The organism is Mesorhizobium bavaricum (assembly GCF_056781655.1).
This window is the reverse complement of record NZ_CM165566.1, coordinates 6,453,952-6,470,412: the sequence shown is the minus strand read 5'-3', so window position 1 is coordinate 6,470,412 and position 16,461 is coordinate 6,453,952. Positions and strand designations below refer to the sequence as shown.

Annotated in this window: 10 protein-coding genes and 1 pseudogene; 7 read left to right on the top strand and 4 right to left on the bottom strand. The window is 62.7% G+C overall.

Going from position 1 to position 16,461, the window contains the following annotated elements:
• Window positions 1-47: 47 nt before the first annotated feature.
• The 7 genes from AC1RZR_RS31345 to atzF all read left to right on the top strand — a co-directional run bounded on the left by AC1RZR_RS31345 (window position 48) and on the right by atzF (window position 9,666).
• Complete coding sequence (locus AC1RZR_RS31345; protein ID WP_477271071.1) at window positions 48-1,121, top strand: putative urea ABC transporter substrate-binding protein; 1,074 nt, start codon at window positions 48-50, stop codon at window positions 1,119-1,121.
• Window positions 1,122-1,188: 67 nt separating this feature from the next.
• The gene (locus AC1RZR_RS31340; protein ID WP_477271069.1) at window positions 1,189-2,007 is read left to right on the top strand and encodes an ABC transporter permease; all 819 of its coding nucleotides are present in this window, start codon (window positions 1,189-1,191) and stop codon (window positions 2,005-2,007) included.
• Window positions 2,004-2,837 (top strand): ABC transporter ATP-binding protein, encoded by an 834-nt coding sequence (locus AC1RZR_RS31335; RefSeq protein WP_477271067.1) that lies wholly within the window; start codon window positions 2,004-2,006, stop codon window positions 2,835-2,837. The genes AC1RZR_RS31340 and AC1RZR_RS31335 overlap by 4 nt, the downstream gene beginning before the upstream one ends.
• On the top strand, window positions 2,824-3,645 hold the full coding sequence (locus AC1RZR_RS31330) for an urea amidolyase associated protein UAAP1 (RefSeq protein ID WP_481827042.1): 822 nt from the start codon (window positions 2,824-2,826) through the stop codon (window positions 3,643-3,645). Before AC1RZR_RS31335 ends, AC1RZR_RS31330 begins: the two co-directional genes overlap by 14 nt.
• A 14-nt stretch (window positions 3,646-3,659) precedes the next feature.
• The gene (locus AC1RZR_RS31325) at window positions 3,660-4,322 is read left to right on the top strand and encodes an urea amidolyase associated protein UAAP2 (RefSeq protein WP_481827041.1); all 663 of its coding nucleotides are present in this window, start codon (window positions 3,660-3,662) and stop codon (window positions 4,320-4,322) included.
• A 3-nt stretch (window positions 4,323-4,325) separates the two neighbouring features.
• Window positions 4,326-7,865, top strand: a complete 3,540-nt coding sequence (uca, locus tag AC1RZR_RS31320) for an urea carboxylase (RefSeq protein WP_481827040.1) — start codon at window positions 4,326-4,328, stop codon at window positions 7,863-7,865.
• 1 nt (window position 7,866) lies between these two features.
• Window positions 7,867-9,666, top strand: coding sequence for an allophanate hydrolase (gene atzF, locus AC1RZR_RS31315; protein ID WP_481827039.1), 1,800 nt, complete (start codon window positions 7,867-7,869; stop codon window positions 9,664-9,666).
• A gap of 618 nt (window positions 9,667-10,284) precedes the next feature.
• On the opposite strand, the gene AC1RZR_RS31310 is transcribed toward atzF, so the two are convergent.
• The 4 genes and pseudogenes from AC1RZR_RS31310 to AC1RZR_RS31295 all read right to left on the bottom strand — a co-directional run bounded on the left by AC1RZR_RS31310 (window position 10,285) and on the right by AC1RZR_RS31295 (window position 16,459).
• A complete protein-coding gene (locus AC1RZR_RS31310; RefSeq protein ID WP_481827038.1) occupies window positions 10,285-12,213 on the bottom strand; it encodes an adenylate/guanylate cyclase domain-containing protein in 1,929 nt (642 codons plus the stop codon).
• A 721-nt stretch (window positions 12,214-12,934) separates the two neighbouring features.
• Window positions 12,935-13,846: an ABC transporter permease gene (locus AC1RZR_RS31305; protein WP_477410935.1), complete on the bottom strand. Its 912-nt coding sequence runs from the start codon at window positions 13,844-13,846 to the stop codon at window positions 12,935-12,937.
• Complete coding sequence (locus tag AC1RZR_RS31300) at window positions 13,843-14,943, bottom strand: ABC transporter permease (protein ID WP_353019018.1); 1,101 nt, start codon at window positions 14,941-14,943, stop codon at window positions 13,843-13,845. The genes AC1RZR_RS31305 and AC1RZR_RS31300 overlap by 4 nt, the downstream gene beginning before the upstream one ends.
• Window positions 14,940-16,459: pseudogene (locus AC1RZR_RS31295) on the bottom strand (ABC transporter ATP-binding protein). The gene AC1RZR_RS31300 and the pseudogene AC1RZR_RS31295 overlap by 4 nt, the downstream one beginning before the upstream one ends.
• Window positions 16,460-16,461: the final 2 nt, after the last annotated feature.

The window sequence follows — 16,461 nt, the reverse complement described above, 5'->3', positions numbered from 1 at the left end:
TGGTCCATGCCGATCCCTTTTTGAGAGACGCAAAAAGGGGAATTTCCATGCAGACGTTTTCAAGAATGCTCTCGACCGCCGTTCTGGCCGCTTCGTTGGCGTTTGGCACAGCTTCTATGGCCACGGCCGCACCGAAGACCGACTTCAAAGTCGCCTGGTCGATCTATGTCGGCTGGATGCCATGGGGTTATGCAGCCGATCATGGCATCGTCAAGAAATGGGCGGACAAATATGGGATCAAGATCGAGGTCACGCAGTTCAACGACTATGTAGAGTCGATGAATCAATACACTGCGGGCGCCTTCGACGCAGTGACGCTCACCAATATGGACGGCCTCTCCATTCCTGCTGCCGGCGGCGTCGATACGACGGCTGTCATCGTCGGCGACTTCTCGAATGGCAACGATGCCGTCATCCTCAAGAACAAGAGCACTCTCGCGGACATCAAGGGCCAGAACGTCAACCTCGTCGAATATTCGGTGTCGCACTATCTGCTGACCCGCGCGCTAGAAAGCATCGGCTCGACCGAGCGCGACGTGAAGGTGGTCAACACCTCCGACGCCGACATGGTCGCTGCCTACAAGACCGCCGATGTCACCGCGGTCGTCACCTGGAATCCTCTGGTTTCGACCGTTCTCGAAGATCCAAGCGCCAGGAAGGTTTTCGACAGCTCGCAGATTCCGGGCGAGATCATCGACCTGATGGCCGCCAACACCAAGGTGCTGACGGACAATCCGAACTTCGGCAAGGCGCTCGCCGGCATCTGGTATGAGACGGCGGCTTTGCTGACGGCGCAGACGGACGAGGGCAAGGCGGCCCGCGAAGCGATGGGCGTCGCATCGGGTACCAATCTCAAGGGATTCGAGGGCCAGCTCGCGGCAACCAAGCTCTTCGACAAGCCGGCGGATGCCGTCGCCTTCACCGTTTCGCCAAGCCTGCCGAAGACGATGGACCTCGTTCGCAACTTCCTCTTCGCGAAGGGGCTGTTGGGCAATGGGGCGCCATCCGCGGACATCATCGGCATCGAAATGCCGGACGGCAAGGTTCTGGGCGACAGCGGCAACGTCAAGTTGCGCTTCACCGGGGCCTATATGAAGGCCGCGGCCGAAGGCTCGCTCTAGGCACCGCTTTGACCGGGTGGCGCGATGAACGGCGCCGCCCCTTCCCCTCATCAGCGGAGCTTTGTTCATGCGCTGGATCAACACGAGACCGGGCAGGGGCACGCAGCTTGCCTTGATGTTGCTGCCTTTTGTGCTGCTCGCCGTCGCTTACGCCTTCGGGTCGGCCGCTCGCCTGGCGGAAAACGCCAATGACAAACTTCTGCCAGGCCTTGCCGGCTTTGCCGATGCGATTGACCGAATGGCCTTCGTCGCCGATCAACGCACGGGTGACTACCTGCTCTGGTCGGATACGCGTGCGAGCCTCATTCGCCTGTTCGCCGGCCTCGGCCTCTCGACCGTCATCGCGCTTCTGATCGGCATGGCCATCGGCATGCTGCCCTATTTGCGGGCTTTGCTTTCCCCCTTTGTCGCCGTCATCTCGATGGTTCCACCCCTGGCGCTGCTTCCGATCCTCTTCATCGTCATGGGATTGGGCGAGACCTCCAAGATTGCGCTCATCGTCATCGGCATCGCACCTACGATGATCCGCGACCTTGCTCTGCGGGTGCTGGAAGTGCCCCGGGAGCAGATCATCAAAGCCGAGACACTGGGCGGATCGTCATGGCAGATCGCGCTCCGCGTCCTGCTGCCGCAAATCCTGCCGCGGCTTATCACGTGCCTGAGGCTGCAGATCGGTCCCGCCTGGCTGTTTCTCATCGCCGCGGAGGCGATATCGTCCGATTCCGGACTTGGCTACCGCATCTTCCTGGTCCGCCGCTACCTGTCGATGGACGTCATCTTCCCCTACGTCGTCTGGATCACCTTGCTTGCCGTTGTCGCCAATTACGGCCTCGACCGCATCCGCATTGCCGTCTTCCCGTGGTCGGAGTTGGAGAAGCAGGGATGAGCGAACTCGTCATCCGAGACGTCTGGAAGGAGTATGACGACCAGATCGTCCTTGAGAACGTGTCGTTGACGGTCGCATCCCGCGCCTTTGTCGCTCTTGTCGGGCCGTCGGGCTGCGGCAAGTCGACGTTCCTGCGCATGTTGCTCGGCCAGGAACAGCCGACCAGGGGCACCATCCTGATAGACGGCCAACCGATGCCCACGGAACCGGGACCGGATCGAGGGATCGTCTTTCAGCGTTATTCCGTGTTTCCGCATCTGACGGTGCTGGGGAATGTCCTGCTTGGCAAGGAATTTTCCAACTCACCCCACAAGGCGAAGCTCTTCGGCGCGGCGCGGCGCCATGCTGTCGAAGAGGCCCGGGACTTCATAACGGAAGTCGGTCTTTCCGGTACCGAACAAAAATACCCTGCGCAGCTTTCAGGCGGCATGCAGCAGCGCCTGGCGCTCGCCCAGGCGCTGATCATGAAGCCGAAGGTCTTGCTGCTCGATGAACCGTTCGGTGCGCTTGATCCCGGCATCCGCGCCGAGATCCACACGCTCATGAAGCGGCTGTGGCATGAAACCCAAATGACCGTCGTCATGGTCACGCACGACATGCGCGAGGCCTTCACCCTTGCCAGCCGCATCGTTGCCTTCGAGCGGCGACGCGACCGCCCCGAGGAAAAGCGGCGCTACGGCGCGACGATCACCAATGACATTTCCATCTGGCCGCCGCGGGAAGCGGGCGTGCCTTCGATCTTCAGCCCCGACCGGGACGGCCCGGTCGCTTTCCTGGGGCATCGCCGGGACGACCTGGAATTGTCAGGAGAAGGCCATGAAGCACACTAGACGTTCGCCTCAGGAAATCGCCGTCAATCGGCAGCGCTACGAAGAGCATCAGAAGAAAGGGCTGGAATTCGCGCCGAAGGCATTGCCCGCGCCGAGCCCCATGCCCGCGCCTCCGGTCGATCCCGCCACCGTCATCCATGCGGAAGAGATTCCCGGCGGTTGGTACTGGTCAACGCTGCTGAGGCGCGGCGAAGCGATCCGCATCGATCAAGGCGAAGGTCGATCGACCGTCGCGCTTGTCGCCTGGAACGCCAACGATACCAGCGAGCGGCTGAACCTTGTCGATACAGCCAAGGTGCAATGGACCACCGCGCTCGGCAAGGGACGGGTAATCTTTTCGGACATGGGGCGCGTGATGTTCTCGCTGACCGAGGACAGTTCAGGCGCCCATGACTGTCTCATGGGCGGATCGACGGCCGCGACCAACGTGGTCAAATATCCGGGCACAAGCACGCGCAATACCCGTGACAATCTGATCCTGCTTGCCGGCAAGCTTGGTCTGACCCGACGGGATATCCCGGCCATCCTCAATCTGTTCGCGCCGGTGCGCATCGACGACGCCGGCGCATTCCAATTGCGCGGCAAGCTCTCCAACAGCGGCGACTACGCCGAGCTGCGCGCCGAGATGGATATGATCGTCGGCTTTTCCAATTGCCCGCATCCGCTCGACCCCGATCCGATCTATCAGCCCAAACCGATCACCATCACCCGCTTCCGCGCAGCGGCACCTGCCGCCGACGATCTCGCCCGCACCGCGACCGCGGAGGCCGTGCGCGGTTTCGAAAACAACGCTTTGATGCTGGCCTGAGGGGAGGGCGAATGATGAGCGATTTCATCCAGACCGCCGCCTCGCGCAGCATCGACAATGCCGTTCAGGATCACTTAATCCCGGCCGAGGCGCCATGGTCCGGCATCGTGCGGAAGGGCCAGACGATCCGCATCGAGGACAGCTACGGCCAGCAGGCGATCGACACGCTGTTTTACCGTGCCGATGATTTCTCCGAACGCTACTCCAACCAGGACACGATGCGGGCGCAGGGCGCCGCCTATATCGGCGTCGGCACCAGGATCATGTCGAACGAAGGCAATGTCATGCTTGTCATGTCGGCCGACAGCTGCGGCCGTCACGACACATCCGCCGGCGCCTGTTCCTGCGAGAGCAACACCGTGCGCTTTGGCCATGGCACGAAATACCTGCATGCCTGCCGCGACAACTTCCTGCTTGAAGTGGCCAAGCACGGCATGAGCAAGCGCGATATCGTCCCGAACATCAATTTCTTCATGAATGTCCCAATCAAGCCGAATGGCGAAATGACCATCGTCGATGGCATCTCTTCGCCTGGCGACTACGTCGAGCTGGTCGCCGAGATGGATGTGCTTTGCGTCATCTCCAACTGCCCGCAGATCAACAATCCCTGCAACGGCTTCGATCCTACGCCGATCCGCGTGCTGATCTGGGATGCTGCCCCGGCGGTCGGGGCCTGAGCGATGTTCACCAAGGTTCTGATCGCCAACAGGGGCGAAATCGCGGTCCGGGTCATCCGGACATTGAAGACAATGGGCATAGCATCGGTCGCGGTCTATTCGGATGCTGACCGTTTCGCTATGGCGACGCTTCTTGCCGACGAAGCTGTTCGCTTGGGGCCCGCGCCGGCCGGTGAAAGTTATCTCGATGTCGATGCGGTCATCTCCGCCTGCAAGGCAACGGGTGCGCAAGCTGTCCACCCCGGCTACGGTTTCTTGTCGGAGAATATTGGCTTTGCCGAAAGGCTAGCCACGGAGGGGATCGCCTTCATCGGTCCGCGGTCCGAACATCTCTCCGCCTTTGGTCTGAAACACACGGCGCGGGAGCTTGCAAGAACAAGCGGCGTGCCGCTGCTGCCGGGCACCGGCCTGCTGCAAAGCGCCGAACAGGCGCTGACGGAAGCCGAAGTGATCGGCTATCCCGTGATGCTGAAAAGCACCGCGGGCGGCGGTGGCATCGGCATGCAGCTATGCGCCGATCCGGCAAGCCTGCAGGCGTCGTTCGAGAGCGTGCAGCGCACCGCACGCGCTAGCTTCGGCGATGCGCGCGTCTATATCGAACGTTTCGTGGCCGATGCCCGTCATGTCGAGGTGCAGATCTTCGGCGATGGCAAAGGCCGGGTGATTGCGCTTGGCGAACGCGACTGCTCGCTGCAGCGGCGAAACCAGAAGGTTGTCGAGGAAACGCCGGCACCGGGCCTGTCCGCAGCGACGCGCACCAGGCTGCACGAGGCGGCCGTCGACCTCGGAACCTTGGTATCCTATGCCTCGGCCGGAACGGTCGAGTTCATCTACGATCCCGTCCGCGAGGAATTCTATTTCCTGGAGGTCAATACCCGCCTGCAGGTCGAACATCCCGTCACCGAAGCCGTTTTCGGCATCGACCTCGTCGAATGGATGATCCGCCAGGCCGCCGGCGAGGATGTCTTGTCCGGTGCTGGGAGCCTTGTGCCGAAGGGCGCTGCGATCGAGGTTCGCGTCTACGCGGAAATGCCGCATGCGGATTTCCGGCCGAGCGCCGGGCTGCTGACCGAGGTTGCCTTCCCGCAAACCGCCCGTGTCGACAGCTGGATCGAGACCGGCACGGAGGTGACGCCGTTCTACGATCCGATGCTGGCGAAGATCATCGTTGCCGCGCCCGACCGGCCGGCCGCGATCGAGAAGCTGAAGGCGGCGCTTGCCGAGACGTCGATCTCCGGTATCGAGACCAATCTCGGCTATCTGCGCGAGATTGCGGCGTCCCAACTGCTGGCCAGCGGCAAGGTGGCAACGACGGCATTGCGCGATTTCGCCTTCGTGCCTCAAGTGATCGAGGTGCTGGCGCCGGGCGCGCAGTCGAGTATCCAGGAATTGCCAGGTCGTCTCGGCCTCTGGCATGTCGGCGTGCCGCCGAGTGGGCCTATGGACGAGCGCTCATTTCGCCATGCCAACCGGCTTGTCGGCAATGCCGACACGGTTGCAGCACTCGAGTTGACGGTTTCTGGCCCGACCCTGCGCTTCTTCGCCGACACGGTCGTTGCCCTTGCCGGCGCGCGCATGTCGATGCGTTGCGACGGAGAGCTGTTGTCGCACGATGTGGCGGTGCCGATCCGTGCCGGGCAGGTGCTGTCGATCGCCAGTATCGACGGTGCCGGCCAGCGTGCCTATCTCGCGGTCGAGGGCGGGTTCGCAGCACCGCTCGTGCTTGGATCCCGCGCCACCTTCGGTCTCGGCCAGTTCGGCGGCAATGCCACCGGCACGCTGAAGACGGGACATGTGCTGCATCTTGCCCGGCAAATACCGTTGGAGCCGGCAAAGGCGCCGGACGAACCTGCGGCGCTGACCCGAGCCTGGGATGTCGGCGTTCTCTATGGTCCGCATGGCGCGCCAGACTTCTTCGCGGAAGGCGACATAGACACCCTGTTTTCGACGGCCTACGAGGTGCATTTCAACAGTGCCCGCACCGGCGTTCGTCTCGTCGGGCCGGCACCAAAATGGGCGCGCAGCGACGGCGGCGAGGCGGGGCTCCATCCTTCCAACCTGCATGACAATGCCTATGCGATCGGCGCGATCGATTTTACCGGCGACATGCCGATCATCCTCGGTCCCGACGGTCCAAGCCTTGGCGGTTTCGTCTGCCCGGCGGTAATCGCGCGCGACGAGCAATGGAAGATGGGCCAGTTCAAACCGGGCGATCGCATCCGGTTTCATCCGGTATCGAGGCCAGGGGATGCGCTTGCGGTGCCAGCGATCCACCGCGCCCTGGACGACAAGGGATCTCCGATCGTCGGTCGGCGCGAGGATGGCCCCGTTTCCGTCGTTTATCGCCGGCAGGGAGATGACAATCTGCTGGTCGAATACGGCCCGATGATGCTCGATATCGCGCTGCGGCTCCGTGCCCATCTGCTGATGCAGGCGGTCACGGAGGCGCGTTTGCCCGGAATCATCGATCTAACGCCGGGCATCCGCTCGTTGCAGATCCACTATGACGGAACCACACTCACACGAAAGCGCCTGCTCGGGCTGTTGGCGGATATCGAGGCATCGCTGCCGGCGGCGCAGGCAGTGAAGGTGCCAAGCCGCATCGTGCATCTGCCGCTCTCCTGGAACGATCCGGATGCCGAACTTGCGATGCGCAAATATCAGGAACTGGTACGGCCGAACGCGCCCTGGTGCCCTTCGAACATCGAGTTCATCCGCCGCATCAATGGGCTCGCCGACGAACAGGCGGTGAAAGACATCATCTTCAACGCCAACTACCTCGTGCTTGGCCTCGGCGATGTCTATCTCGGCGCACCTGTCGCAACGCCGATGGACCCGCGCCACCGCCTCGTCACGACCAAATACAACCCGGCCCGAACCTGGACGCCGGAAAATGCCGTCGGCATCGGCGGCGCCTATATGTGCATCTACGGCATGGAGGGGCCGGGCGGCTATCAGCTTTTCGGCCGGACGATTCAGGTCTGGAACACCTGGCGGCAGACGCCTGTTTTCACCAAGGGCAAACCCTGGCTACTGGACTTCTTCGACCAGATCCGCTTCTTCCCAGTCTCTCACCAGGAACTGCCGGAAGCACGCGCCGCCTTTCCGCATGGTGGCTATCCCGTTCGTATCGAGGAGACGGAATTCTCTTATGCGGCCTATGAACGGGAACTCAAGGCCAACGCCCAGTCCATCACCGCTTTCAAAGGCGTCCAGCAAGCTGCTTTCGATGCCGAGCGCCAGCGCTGGAAGGACGATGGGCACGACAGCTTCGTCAACCACGAGGGGACGGGCGAGAGCCTCGACGGCGATATACCCGCCGGCTGCTTCGGCGTCGCCAGTGCGGTGCCCGGCAACATCTGGAAACTGCTGGTCGAGCCGGGCGCGTCGGTCGCGGCCGGCGATACGCTTGCCATCATCGAGTCGATGAAAATGGAAATCAACGTCACCGCCCACGCCGCCGGCCGCGTTCGCGACCTGCGCGCCGGGCCCGGCCGAAACGTCAAGGCAGGCGACATCATCGTCGTCCTGGAGGAATGCTGACATGCTGCCGACCATTCTCGATCTTTCAAGCCTCCGAGCCGCATACGCCGCCGGCATGACGCCGCTCGACGTCATCGAAGCGGTGATCTCCCGGCGTGCCGCCTCCAACGATCCGGCGATCTTCATCACGCCGGCACCCGACGAGGATCTGCGGGCCGCCGCCTGCGCGCTGATGGCGAACGCGCCGGAGCCGAACAGCCTGCCGCTCTGGGGTATCCCCTTCGCCGTCAAGGACAATATCGACGTTGCCGGCCTGCCGACCACTGCGGGCTGTCCGGCCTACGCTTATAGTCCGCAGCGAGATGCCACGGTCGTTGCCCGGTTGAAGGCGGCCGGCGCCATCGTCATCGGCAAGACCAATCTCGACCAGTTCGCAACGGGGCTTAACGGCACGCGCTCGCCGCACGGCGCGCCGCGCTCGGTCTTCGATGCCGAGTATATCTCCGGTGGCTCGAGCTCCGGGTCGGCAGTCACGGTCGCCGCCGGCCTCGCGACCTTCGCTTTGGGCACCGACACCGCTGGTTCCGGCCGTGTTCCTGCCGCCTTCAACAATCTCGTCGGCATCAAGCCGACGCCCGGCCTGCTGCCGAATACCGGCGTCGTCCCGGCATGCAGGAGCGTCGATTGCGTCACGATCTTCGCGGCAACGGTTGGCGACGGTGTTGCCGTCCGCAAGGTCGCGGAAGGCTTCGATGCCGCCGATGCCTTTTCGCGAGAGGCAAAGCCGGCTTCATTGCCCATGTCCGGCTTGCGTGTCGGCGTTCTCGAGGGCGCTGAACGGGAATTCTTTGGCAATACAGTCGTCGAGGGGCTCTACGATCAGGCGATCGAGAGGGCGAAGGCCTTGGGTGCAACCATCGTGCCTTTCGACTATGAGCCCTTCCGTGAAGCCGCGGCCCTGCTCTACGACGGTCCCTGGGTGGCGGAGCGTCTCGCCGCTGTCGAAGGTTTCCTTGCGACCAATGCCGACGATTTCGATCCGACGGTGCGTGCCATCATCGATGGCGCCAAGGGCAAGACCGCGGTCGATGCCTTCAACGGCCGCTACAGGCTGGAGAAGTTGCGCCGCAAGACCGAGGCGGAATGGCAGAAGGCCGACGTCCTGCTGCTGCCAACCGCGCCGACGACCTACAAGGTCGCCGACATGCTTGCCAATCCCATTGTCCTCAACGGACGGCTCGGCCTCTACACCAATTTCGCCAACCTCTTGGATTGTGCGGCAATCGCCGTTCCAGCGGGTTTTAGCGACAGCGGGTTGCCGGGCGGCGTGATGCTGGTTTCTCATGCGTTTACCGACGACGCGCTGGCGCCCTTCGCCGACGCGCTGCACCGTGCTGCCGTCTCCGGTATGGGCATCGACCGCAATGCCATCCTTCCGGAGGCAAGCCGTGTTGTTGTTCCCGGTGAAGGCTTGATCGAGATTGCGGTGGTCGGCGCGCATCTGAGTGGCATGCCGCTCAACCACGAACTCACCGGTCCCGGCGGCCGGCTGGTGAAGGCCTGCCGCACGGCTGGCGATTACCGGCTTTACGTCTTGCCTAACACCACGCCGCCGAAGCCCGGCCTCATCCGTCAGCCTGGATACAAGGCGCAAGGGCTCGAAGTGGAGGTTTGGGCGCTGCCCGCCGATGCCTTCGGTCGGTTCGTGCAGAAAATTCCCGGCCCTCTCGGAATTGGAAAAGTGGAGCTCGATGACGGCACCTGCGTTTCAGGGTTCCTATGCGAGGCTCATGCTGTCGCCGAGGCCCGCGAGATCACCGATCTCGGCGGATGGAGGGCGTATCTGAGCGCGGAGAGATGACGGATAGCGATTTAGGGGACAAACCAATGAAGCTCGTACGGATGATCCTGCGCCTGATCTACGACGGAATGAACGCGCGTGCATCACCAACGAGACAATCGGAGCCCATGTCGCGCCGGGCAGTCAACCGCCCGGGCTGTTTCGGCGGCCATAAAAAGGAGTGAGACGATCGCGACGTAGTTCCTGCGGCCCAGAGGCCTCTTGCCACATCGCACAGATTCTTGAGGCGGCCAGATTGACGCCTGGATAGGTTACTCCGGCTGCGCGCCTTCTACCTTCATACATGCCAGCTGTTCTTCAGGTCCGCCCGGCGGTCGAAAGACCTGCTTTAGCGGAGCGCCGGCTGGTACGGGCTTCCTTCTATACCCGCCTCGAGAACCTGAATGACTCAACGGGCCCTCTGAGGTGACGGGAGCGGAATCTCCCGGGAAGGCGCGGAAAGACTTCGCAGCGGGTCAAAAGGTGTCGTGGTGTAGTCAGCCGATGAAAATTGCCCAGATGCCGGGCAGCAGGCGGCTTGCGTCGCTCGGCGCAGCGTCACCGATCGGCGCGACGCGGCCTTTCGGAATCGGAAGTCAGGACCTAAAGCCGTCTCGCAGTCCCGAGCGGGAAATGGCTCTAAGCTCCGGAAGGCCGTCCTTCGATTCCGGTTCCTGATTGGCCTTCTGCCTTCGCCAAACTGACCTCCAGGCGCTCGATCAGCGCCCGATAGCGCGCATGATCGCGCAGAGAATTCATATCCACGTCCTGCGCCATCCAGTGCACTTGCCGCAATCCAAGCTGCGGCACGCAGTGCTCCAGCGTGTCGATCGCCTTTTCCACGGCGCCGATCGCCGCTAGGAAACACGCGACATTGTAATGGCTATTATAGTCCTCCGGGTCGATGGTGATCGCGCGCTCGGCCCATTGGAGGGCGCGTTCGTCCAGGCCGAGATTGTGGAGGACGTAACAACCATAGGCATAGGCTGCGCCATCGTCCGGATAGAGCTGCATGGCTTTCTCGATGCGGGCAAGCAACTCTTCTGAAAGCCTGTGAGCTTCCACCTCGTCGCCCAGCGTCTTGCGGCAATCCCACAGCATGCACATCGCACCATAGCTGTTGCGATCAACCTCCGCCGCCTTCTCATAGGCGGCCGCGGCCTCTCTAAACTTGCGCTCCATGCGCAGCACGTCGCCCAAGGTCCTGTGCGCCTCGTAGAGATCGGGATCGAGCGCGATTGCGCGCCGGCAGGCGGCGCCTGCGAGCTCGATTTGCTCCTTCTGGAAATGCGCCATCGCGTGGGCCACGTGAGCTTCCGCGAGCGTCGAGTCCAAGGCCAGCGCGCGCTGCGCCTCGGCGCTCAAGGTGACAAGCTTTGCGCTGGGATCTCCCGATCTCAGCAACATGCCCTCAGCTAGCGCTAGCCCGGCCCGCGCCAAAGCGTATTCGGGATCGATCTCCAGCGCCCGCTGGTAGAGCCGTCGGGCGGAAAGGTGATTGCGACGGCCCAGGCGCAAGAAATGCTGCCGTCCCATGAGGTAATATTGATAGGCTTCTACGTTCTCCGTCGTGCGCTTGCCGATGGCAGCATACTCGGCCGGCATCAGCCGGATCTTCAGGGCATCGACGATGGCCCGCGCGATCTCGTCCTGGAGCGCAAACATATCGTTGAGATCACGGTCGTAGCGTTCGGCCCACACATGGTGCCCGCTCGTCCCGTCGATCAGCTGCGCGGTGATGCGAACGCGACTACCCGCCTTGCGTACGCTGCCTTCCAGCACATGCGAAACGCGCAATTGCCGCGCCGCTTCGCTGACATCCATCGACTTGCCTTTGAGGGCAAAGGTCGTGTTGCGCGCCGTGACGGCCAGCGCCCCGACCTTGCTGAGGTCCGTAATGATGTCCTCGGTGATGCCGTCAGAGAAGTATTCCTGCTCTGCGTCGCCGCTCATGTTGGTGAAAGGCAGCACGGCGATCGATGGTCGCTTGCGGAACGGAAGCGCATCCTTGACCGACGGCGCGGACGAGCTGGTGGGGGATTGCTCAATGGACATGACACGGTAAGCGCGTATCGGCTCCGCAATGTTGTGAACCCGTTGTTCGCCGATATCCGTATAGACGTATTCGAGTTTGCCTTTTACTTGATCGTAAATGGCGCGCCCGATGCAAACGCCGCCAGGCTGCGCTAACTTTTCAAGCCGTGCCGCGATGTTCACACCGTCTCCGTATATCGTGTCGTCTTCGACGATCACGTCGCCGAGGTTTACGCCCATACGGAACGCCATGCGCCGGTTTTCGGGGAGGCCCGCGTTCTCGCCGCCCAGTTCGCGCTGCAGTTCGATCGCACACTGCACGGCGTTAACCGCGCTCCCAAACTCGATCAGCAGGCTGTCCCCGGCCGAGCCGACGATGCGTCCGTGGAACCGCGCGATTTTGGGCTCGAATACCTCAGCTCGGAGCCGCCTCAGCCGTCCCAGCGTTCCCGACTCGTCGGCTGCCATCAGCCGCGAGTAACCTGCCACGTCGGCGGCCAAGATCGCCGCAAGCCTGCGTTGCTCTTCTCGCAAGGGATGGACCTCCCGCCAGTTGGAACAATCTTAGCCTAAGAAACGGCGCGAGCGAGCCCTTGTTCGGATGCCTGGAATCCGAAATTGGCTTAGGAAGCATATCGTAGCGAAATTCGACTGCGCGGCAGGTCGCGGAACCTTTCGGAACGATGCGGGAAGATTTCTGATTCGAGCCCACGAAACAATCAATGAAACCAACTACTTGAGCGCATCCTCCGGGCCCACCAAAACGACCGATTAAGTGGCTGATTTTTACGAGATTTTTCAAAGGGACCCACGACGTGGACTCGAACCCCCTCATTTCTGACCAAGCACTTATTGGTCGCATGTCAAAAAAACGGTCTTCTTTTGCTATCCGATGTCAGGTTGGTGGTGTCGCGATAACGGTCGATCGCCGGACAGAGTTGTGTCGCCTATTGGCTGGGCGCACGCATTTCTCTGGTCGCGGTGAAGGTCAGCTTTGCGCCTCATTTCGGACGCTGAACTCGAAATCCTCATTACCCGAAAGCCGACATGGATTGCCGCTGACGTTGTCATTGCTGATCTGACAACGCTCAACAACCTGGCTCGATTGCGAACGCCCAACGCTTACGATTGCCATATCCTAGCTGCCAACCGCTCGAGGCATGGTCTTGAGGATTGCGTGCAGCCCTTCATGCCCCAGGGACGGTGCTGCCTGCGCTCAGATGTCGGGTTATTGCCGCCCGGGCGGCGTGCGACACTATTGTTCGAAAGGCTCTCCCAGCGATGCCACGCCGTTGAGCTTGAGCAGACGTCGGTTCGAAGAAATGATGCCCAGCACGACGATTGTCACGAGATAAGGCAGGCTCGATAGAAGTTGCGAGGAAACGTCCAGTCCGGTGGCCTGGGCCGCCAGGCTTGCCAGGGAGACGGCGCCGAAGAGGCAGGCGCCGAGGAAGATACGGCTGGTGAGCCAGGTGCCGAAGACGACGAGCGCGATCGCGATCCAACCGCGCCCGGCAATCATGCCATCGGCCCACAGCGGCGTGTAGACCACGGCCGCGTAGGCACCGGCGAACCCTGCAAACGCGCCGCCGAAAGCGACGGCGGCGAAACGCACGGCGATTACCGGATAGCCGAGCGCATAGGCCGCCTTGGGATTTTCGCCGACGGCGCGCACGACAAGGCCGGTCTTGCTGTAGACGAATACCGCCCAGATGGCGACGGTCGCGGCCAGCGAGAGCCACACGATGACGTCCTGGGCGAACAGGCCGCCGATGACCGGGATATCTGAAAGCCAGGGCAATGAAAGCTTCGGTAGGCCTTTGACCGTGAGGCTCTCATAGCTCTTGCCGAACAGTGCCGAGAGGCCTTGGCCGAGTATGCCTATGGCGAGTCCCACTGCGACCTGGTTCGCGCGGAGCCCCAGCGCGATGACGGCAAAGACAAGGGAAAGAGCCGCGCTGGCGAGGCCCGCGGCGAGGAAACCCAGGAGGTGACCGCCGCCGTGATAGACGATGATGAAGGCGACGACCGCCCCCATGGCCATCATTCCCTCTACGCCGAGATTCAGGACGCCGGCCCGCTCGGCCACCATTTCGCCCAGCGCGGCCAGAAGGAACGGCGTGGCCGCCGCCAGCATTCCGGCGACGATGAACTCGAGGGCATTCATGGAGTGCTTCCGTGAGCAGCATGGCGCCATTCGAGCCGGTATCGGACGAAGGCAATCGCGACGAGATAGGCGAGCAACAGGCTGCCCTGAAAGACCCGGACCGCGGCCACCGGCAGATTTGCCGAGACCATGGCGTTGTCGCCGCCAATATAGAGGGCCGCCATGAGCAGCGCGGAAAAAATGATGCCTATCGGGTGAAGGCCGCCGAGATACGCAACGATGATGGCGGCATAGCCGTAACCGGTCGAGATGGAGCGCTGCAATTGGCCGAGTGGCCCGGCCACCTCCGCCGCCCCGGCGAGGCCCGCCGCGAAGCCACCGATGAGGAGGGAAAGCCAGATCGCGCGTCCTTCGTTGAAGCCGGCGTATGCGGCCGCGCGCGGAGCAAGGCCGCCGACCTGCAGCTTGTAGCCAGCGAAACTCCTCTGCATGAAGACCCAGGCCGCGAGGGAGAACGCGAAGGCGATAAGCAGCGAGACGTTGACGCGGGTGCCGGGGATCAGGATCGGCACCGTCGCGTCGTACTGGAACATCACCGACTGTGGGAAGTTGAAGCCGGCCGGATCCTTCCAGGGGCCCAGAAGCAGATAGTTGAGAAGTTGCGCGGCAACGAGCGCCAGCATCAGTGATACGAGAATCTCGTTTGCGTTGAGCCGCACGCGCCAGAACGCCGTGAGCGAGGCCCAAAGCGCGCCGCCCAGTGCGCCGAGGACGAGCATCGCAGGCCAAATCCACTGGCCGGTTGCCTGCGGGAGCCAAATGGGAATGGCCGACGCGAAGATTGCGCCGAGAATGAACTGGCCCTCGGCGCCGATGTTGAAGATCTTTGCGCGAAAGCCGATGGCAAGCCCCTGCGCAATCAGCAGCAGCGGCCCCATCTTGAGCAGGACTTCCGAGAACGAGGCCCAAGACAGGAAGGGCTCCAGAAGCATCGCTTGGAAAACGGCGACCGGATCGCGGCCCATCAGGAGGTAGAGCCCGAGATTGAGCAGCGTCGCCACGCCGAGCGCGGCTGGCGGGGCGACCAGCTTGATTGCAAGCGAGGCGTGTTCCCGGCGCACCAGAACGGGAAGGAACGGCCGGGACAGGGCGCTCATACAGGAACCTTTTCGGCGGTTGAATGGGCGCCGATCATGTATCGGCCGATCTCCTCGGGTCTGGTGTCGCGGGTCACCAGCGGCTGGCTCAGCCGGCCCTGATGGATCACCTGGATCGCATCGCAAAGCTCGAACAGTTCCTCCAGTTCCTCCGAGATGACCAGGATGCCCATGCCTTCGTTGCGCAGGGCGACAAGGCGCTGGCGGACGGCGGATGCGGCGCCGACGTCCACGCCCCAGGTGGGCTGTGCGACAAACAGCAATTTAGGGGACAGCATGATCTCGCGTCCCACGATGAACTTCTGCAGATTGCCTCCCGAAAGCGCGCCGGCCTCCGCTTCGCAACCGGGCGTGCGCACGTCGTTTTGCCGGATGCAGTCCTCGGTGAAGGCTTTGGCACGGGCAGTGTCGACAAGGCCGCGTTTCAACAAGCCGAACGGATGGGCGGTCAGGAGGCTGTTGAGGACGACATCTCCGGCACCGCGCCGCGGCCGAGCCTTTCCTCCGGAACGAAAGCGAAGCCCAGCCGGCGGCGGGCCGCCGCATTGAGCGCGCCAACATCCTTTCCCATCATGTGGATGCGATCGGACTTCTCGCGCGGCAGCATCGTCTCGCCTGAGATTAGCGCGGCGAGCTCGCTCTGCCCGTTGCCCGAGATGCCAGCGATTCCGAGAATCTCGCCCGCCCGGACCGTCAGGCTGACGTCGGAAAGCTCGGCGGCGAAGGGATCGTCGGGCCGATGGTCGAGGCGGACGATTTCAAGGCGCTTTTCCCCGCCGGAATGTGCAATGGCCGGCATGGGCTTCGGCATGTCGCGGCCGATCATCATGCGGGCGAGGTCGTGTGCGTCGTGGCCGCGGGGATCCACATTTCCTGTGATGCGACCGCCGCGCAGGATGGTCGCGCGGTCGCATACCGCGCGGATTTCCTCCAGCTTGTGCGAGATGAAAAGAATGGACACGCCGCCGTCGCGCAGCCGCCGCAATGTCTCGAAAAGCTTCTCCACCGATTGCGGTGGCAGGACGGAGGTCGGTTCGTCGAGGATCAGGAGCTGCGGTTCGGTCATCAGGCAGCGGATGATTTCCACCCGCTGCCGCTCTCCAACCGAGAGCGCGTGCACATGAGCGAACGGATCGACCTCCAGGCCGAAGTCGCGACCGAGCTTGCGGATGCCTTGCGCAAGGTCCGATTTCCTCCCGGGCACGACCAGCCGGACGTTCTCCACAACCGTCAGCGTCTCGAACAACGAGAAATGCTGGAAGACCATGCCGATCCCCTTGCGCCTCGCATCCGCCGGGGACGCGAGCGCAAGGGACTCTCCTTTCCAGATCGCTGTTCCCGCGTCCGGCTGCTCGACGCCGTAGATCAGCTTCATCAGCGTCGACTTGCCCGCTCCGTTTTCCCCAAGGATCGCATGGATCGAGCGCGGAGCCACATCCAGATCGATGCCTCGATTTGCATGGATCTGGCCGTAGCTCTTGGAGATGCCGCGCAGCGACAGCAGCGGGACGGTCATTG

What these genes read in the sequence shown, in the direction of transcription:
- AC1RZR_RS31345 (WP_477271071.1), top strand. Translation starts at nt 48, where the DNA reads ATGCAGACGTTTTCAAGAATGCTCTCGACCGCCGTTCTGGCCGCTTCG.
- AC1RZR_RS31340 (WP_477271069.1), top strand. Translation starts at nt 1,189, where the DNA reads ATGCGCTGGATCAACACGAGACCGGGCAGGGGCACGCAGCTTGCCTTG.
- AC1RZR_RS31335 (WP_477271067.1), top strand. Translation starts at nt 2,004, where the DNA reads ATGAGCGAACTCGTCATCCGAGACGTCTGGAAGGAGTATGACGACCAG.
- AC1RZR_RS31330 (WP_481827042.1), top strand. Translation starts at nt 2,824, where the DNA reads ATGAAGCACACTAGACGTTCGCCTCAGGAAATCGCCGTCAATCGGCAG.
- AC1RZR_RS31325 (WP_481827041.1), top strand. Translation starts at nt 3,660, where the DNA reads ATGAGCGATTTCATCCAGACCGCCGCCTCGCGCAGCATCGACAATGCC.
- uca (WP_481827040.1), top strand. Translation starts at nt 4,326, where the DNA reads ATGTTCACCAAGGTTCTGATCGCCAACAGGGGCGAAATCGCGGTCCGG.
- atzF (WP_481827039.1), top strand. Translation starts at nt 7,867, where the DNA reads ATGCTGCCGACCATTCTCGATCTTTCAAGCCTCCGAGCCGCATACGCC.
- AC1RZR_RS31305 (WP_477410935.1), bottom strand. Translation starts at nt 13,846, where the DNA reads ATGAATGCCCTCGAGTTCATCGTCGCCGGAATGCTGGCGGCGGCCACG.
- AC1RZR_RS31300 (WP_353019018.1), bottom strand. Translation starts at nt 14,943, where the DNA reads ATGAGCGCCCTGTCCCGGCCGTTCCTTCCCGTTCTGGTGCGCCGGGAA.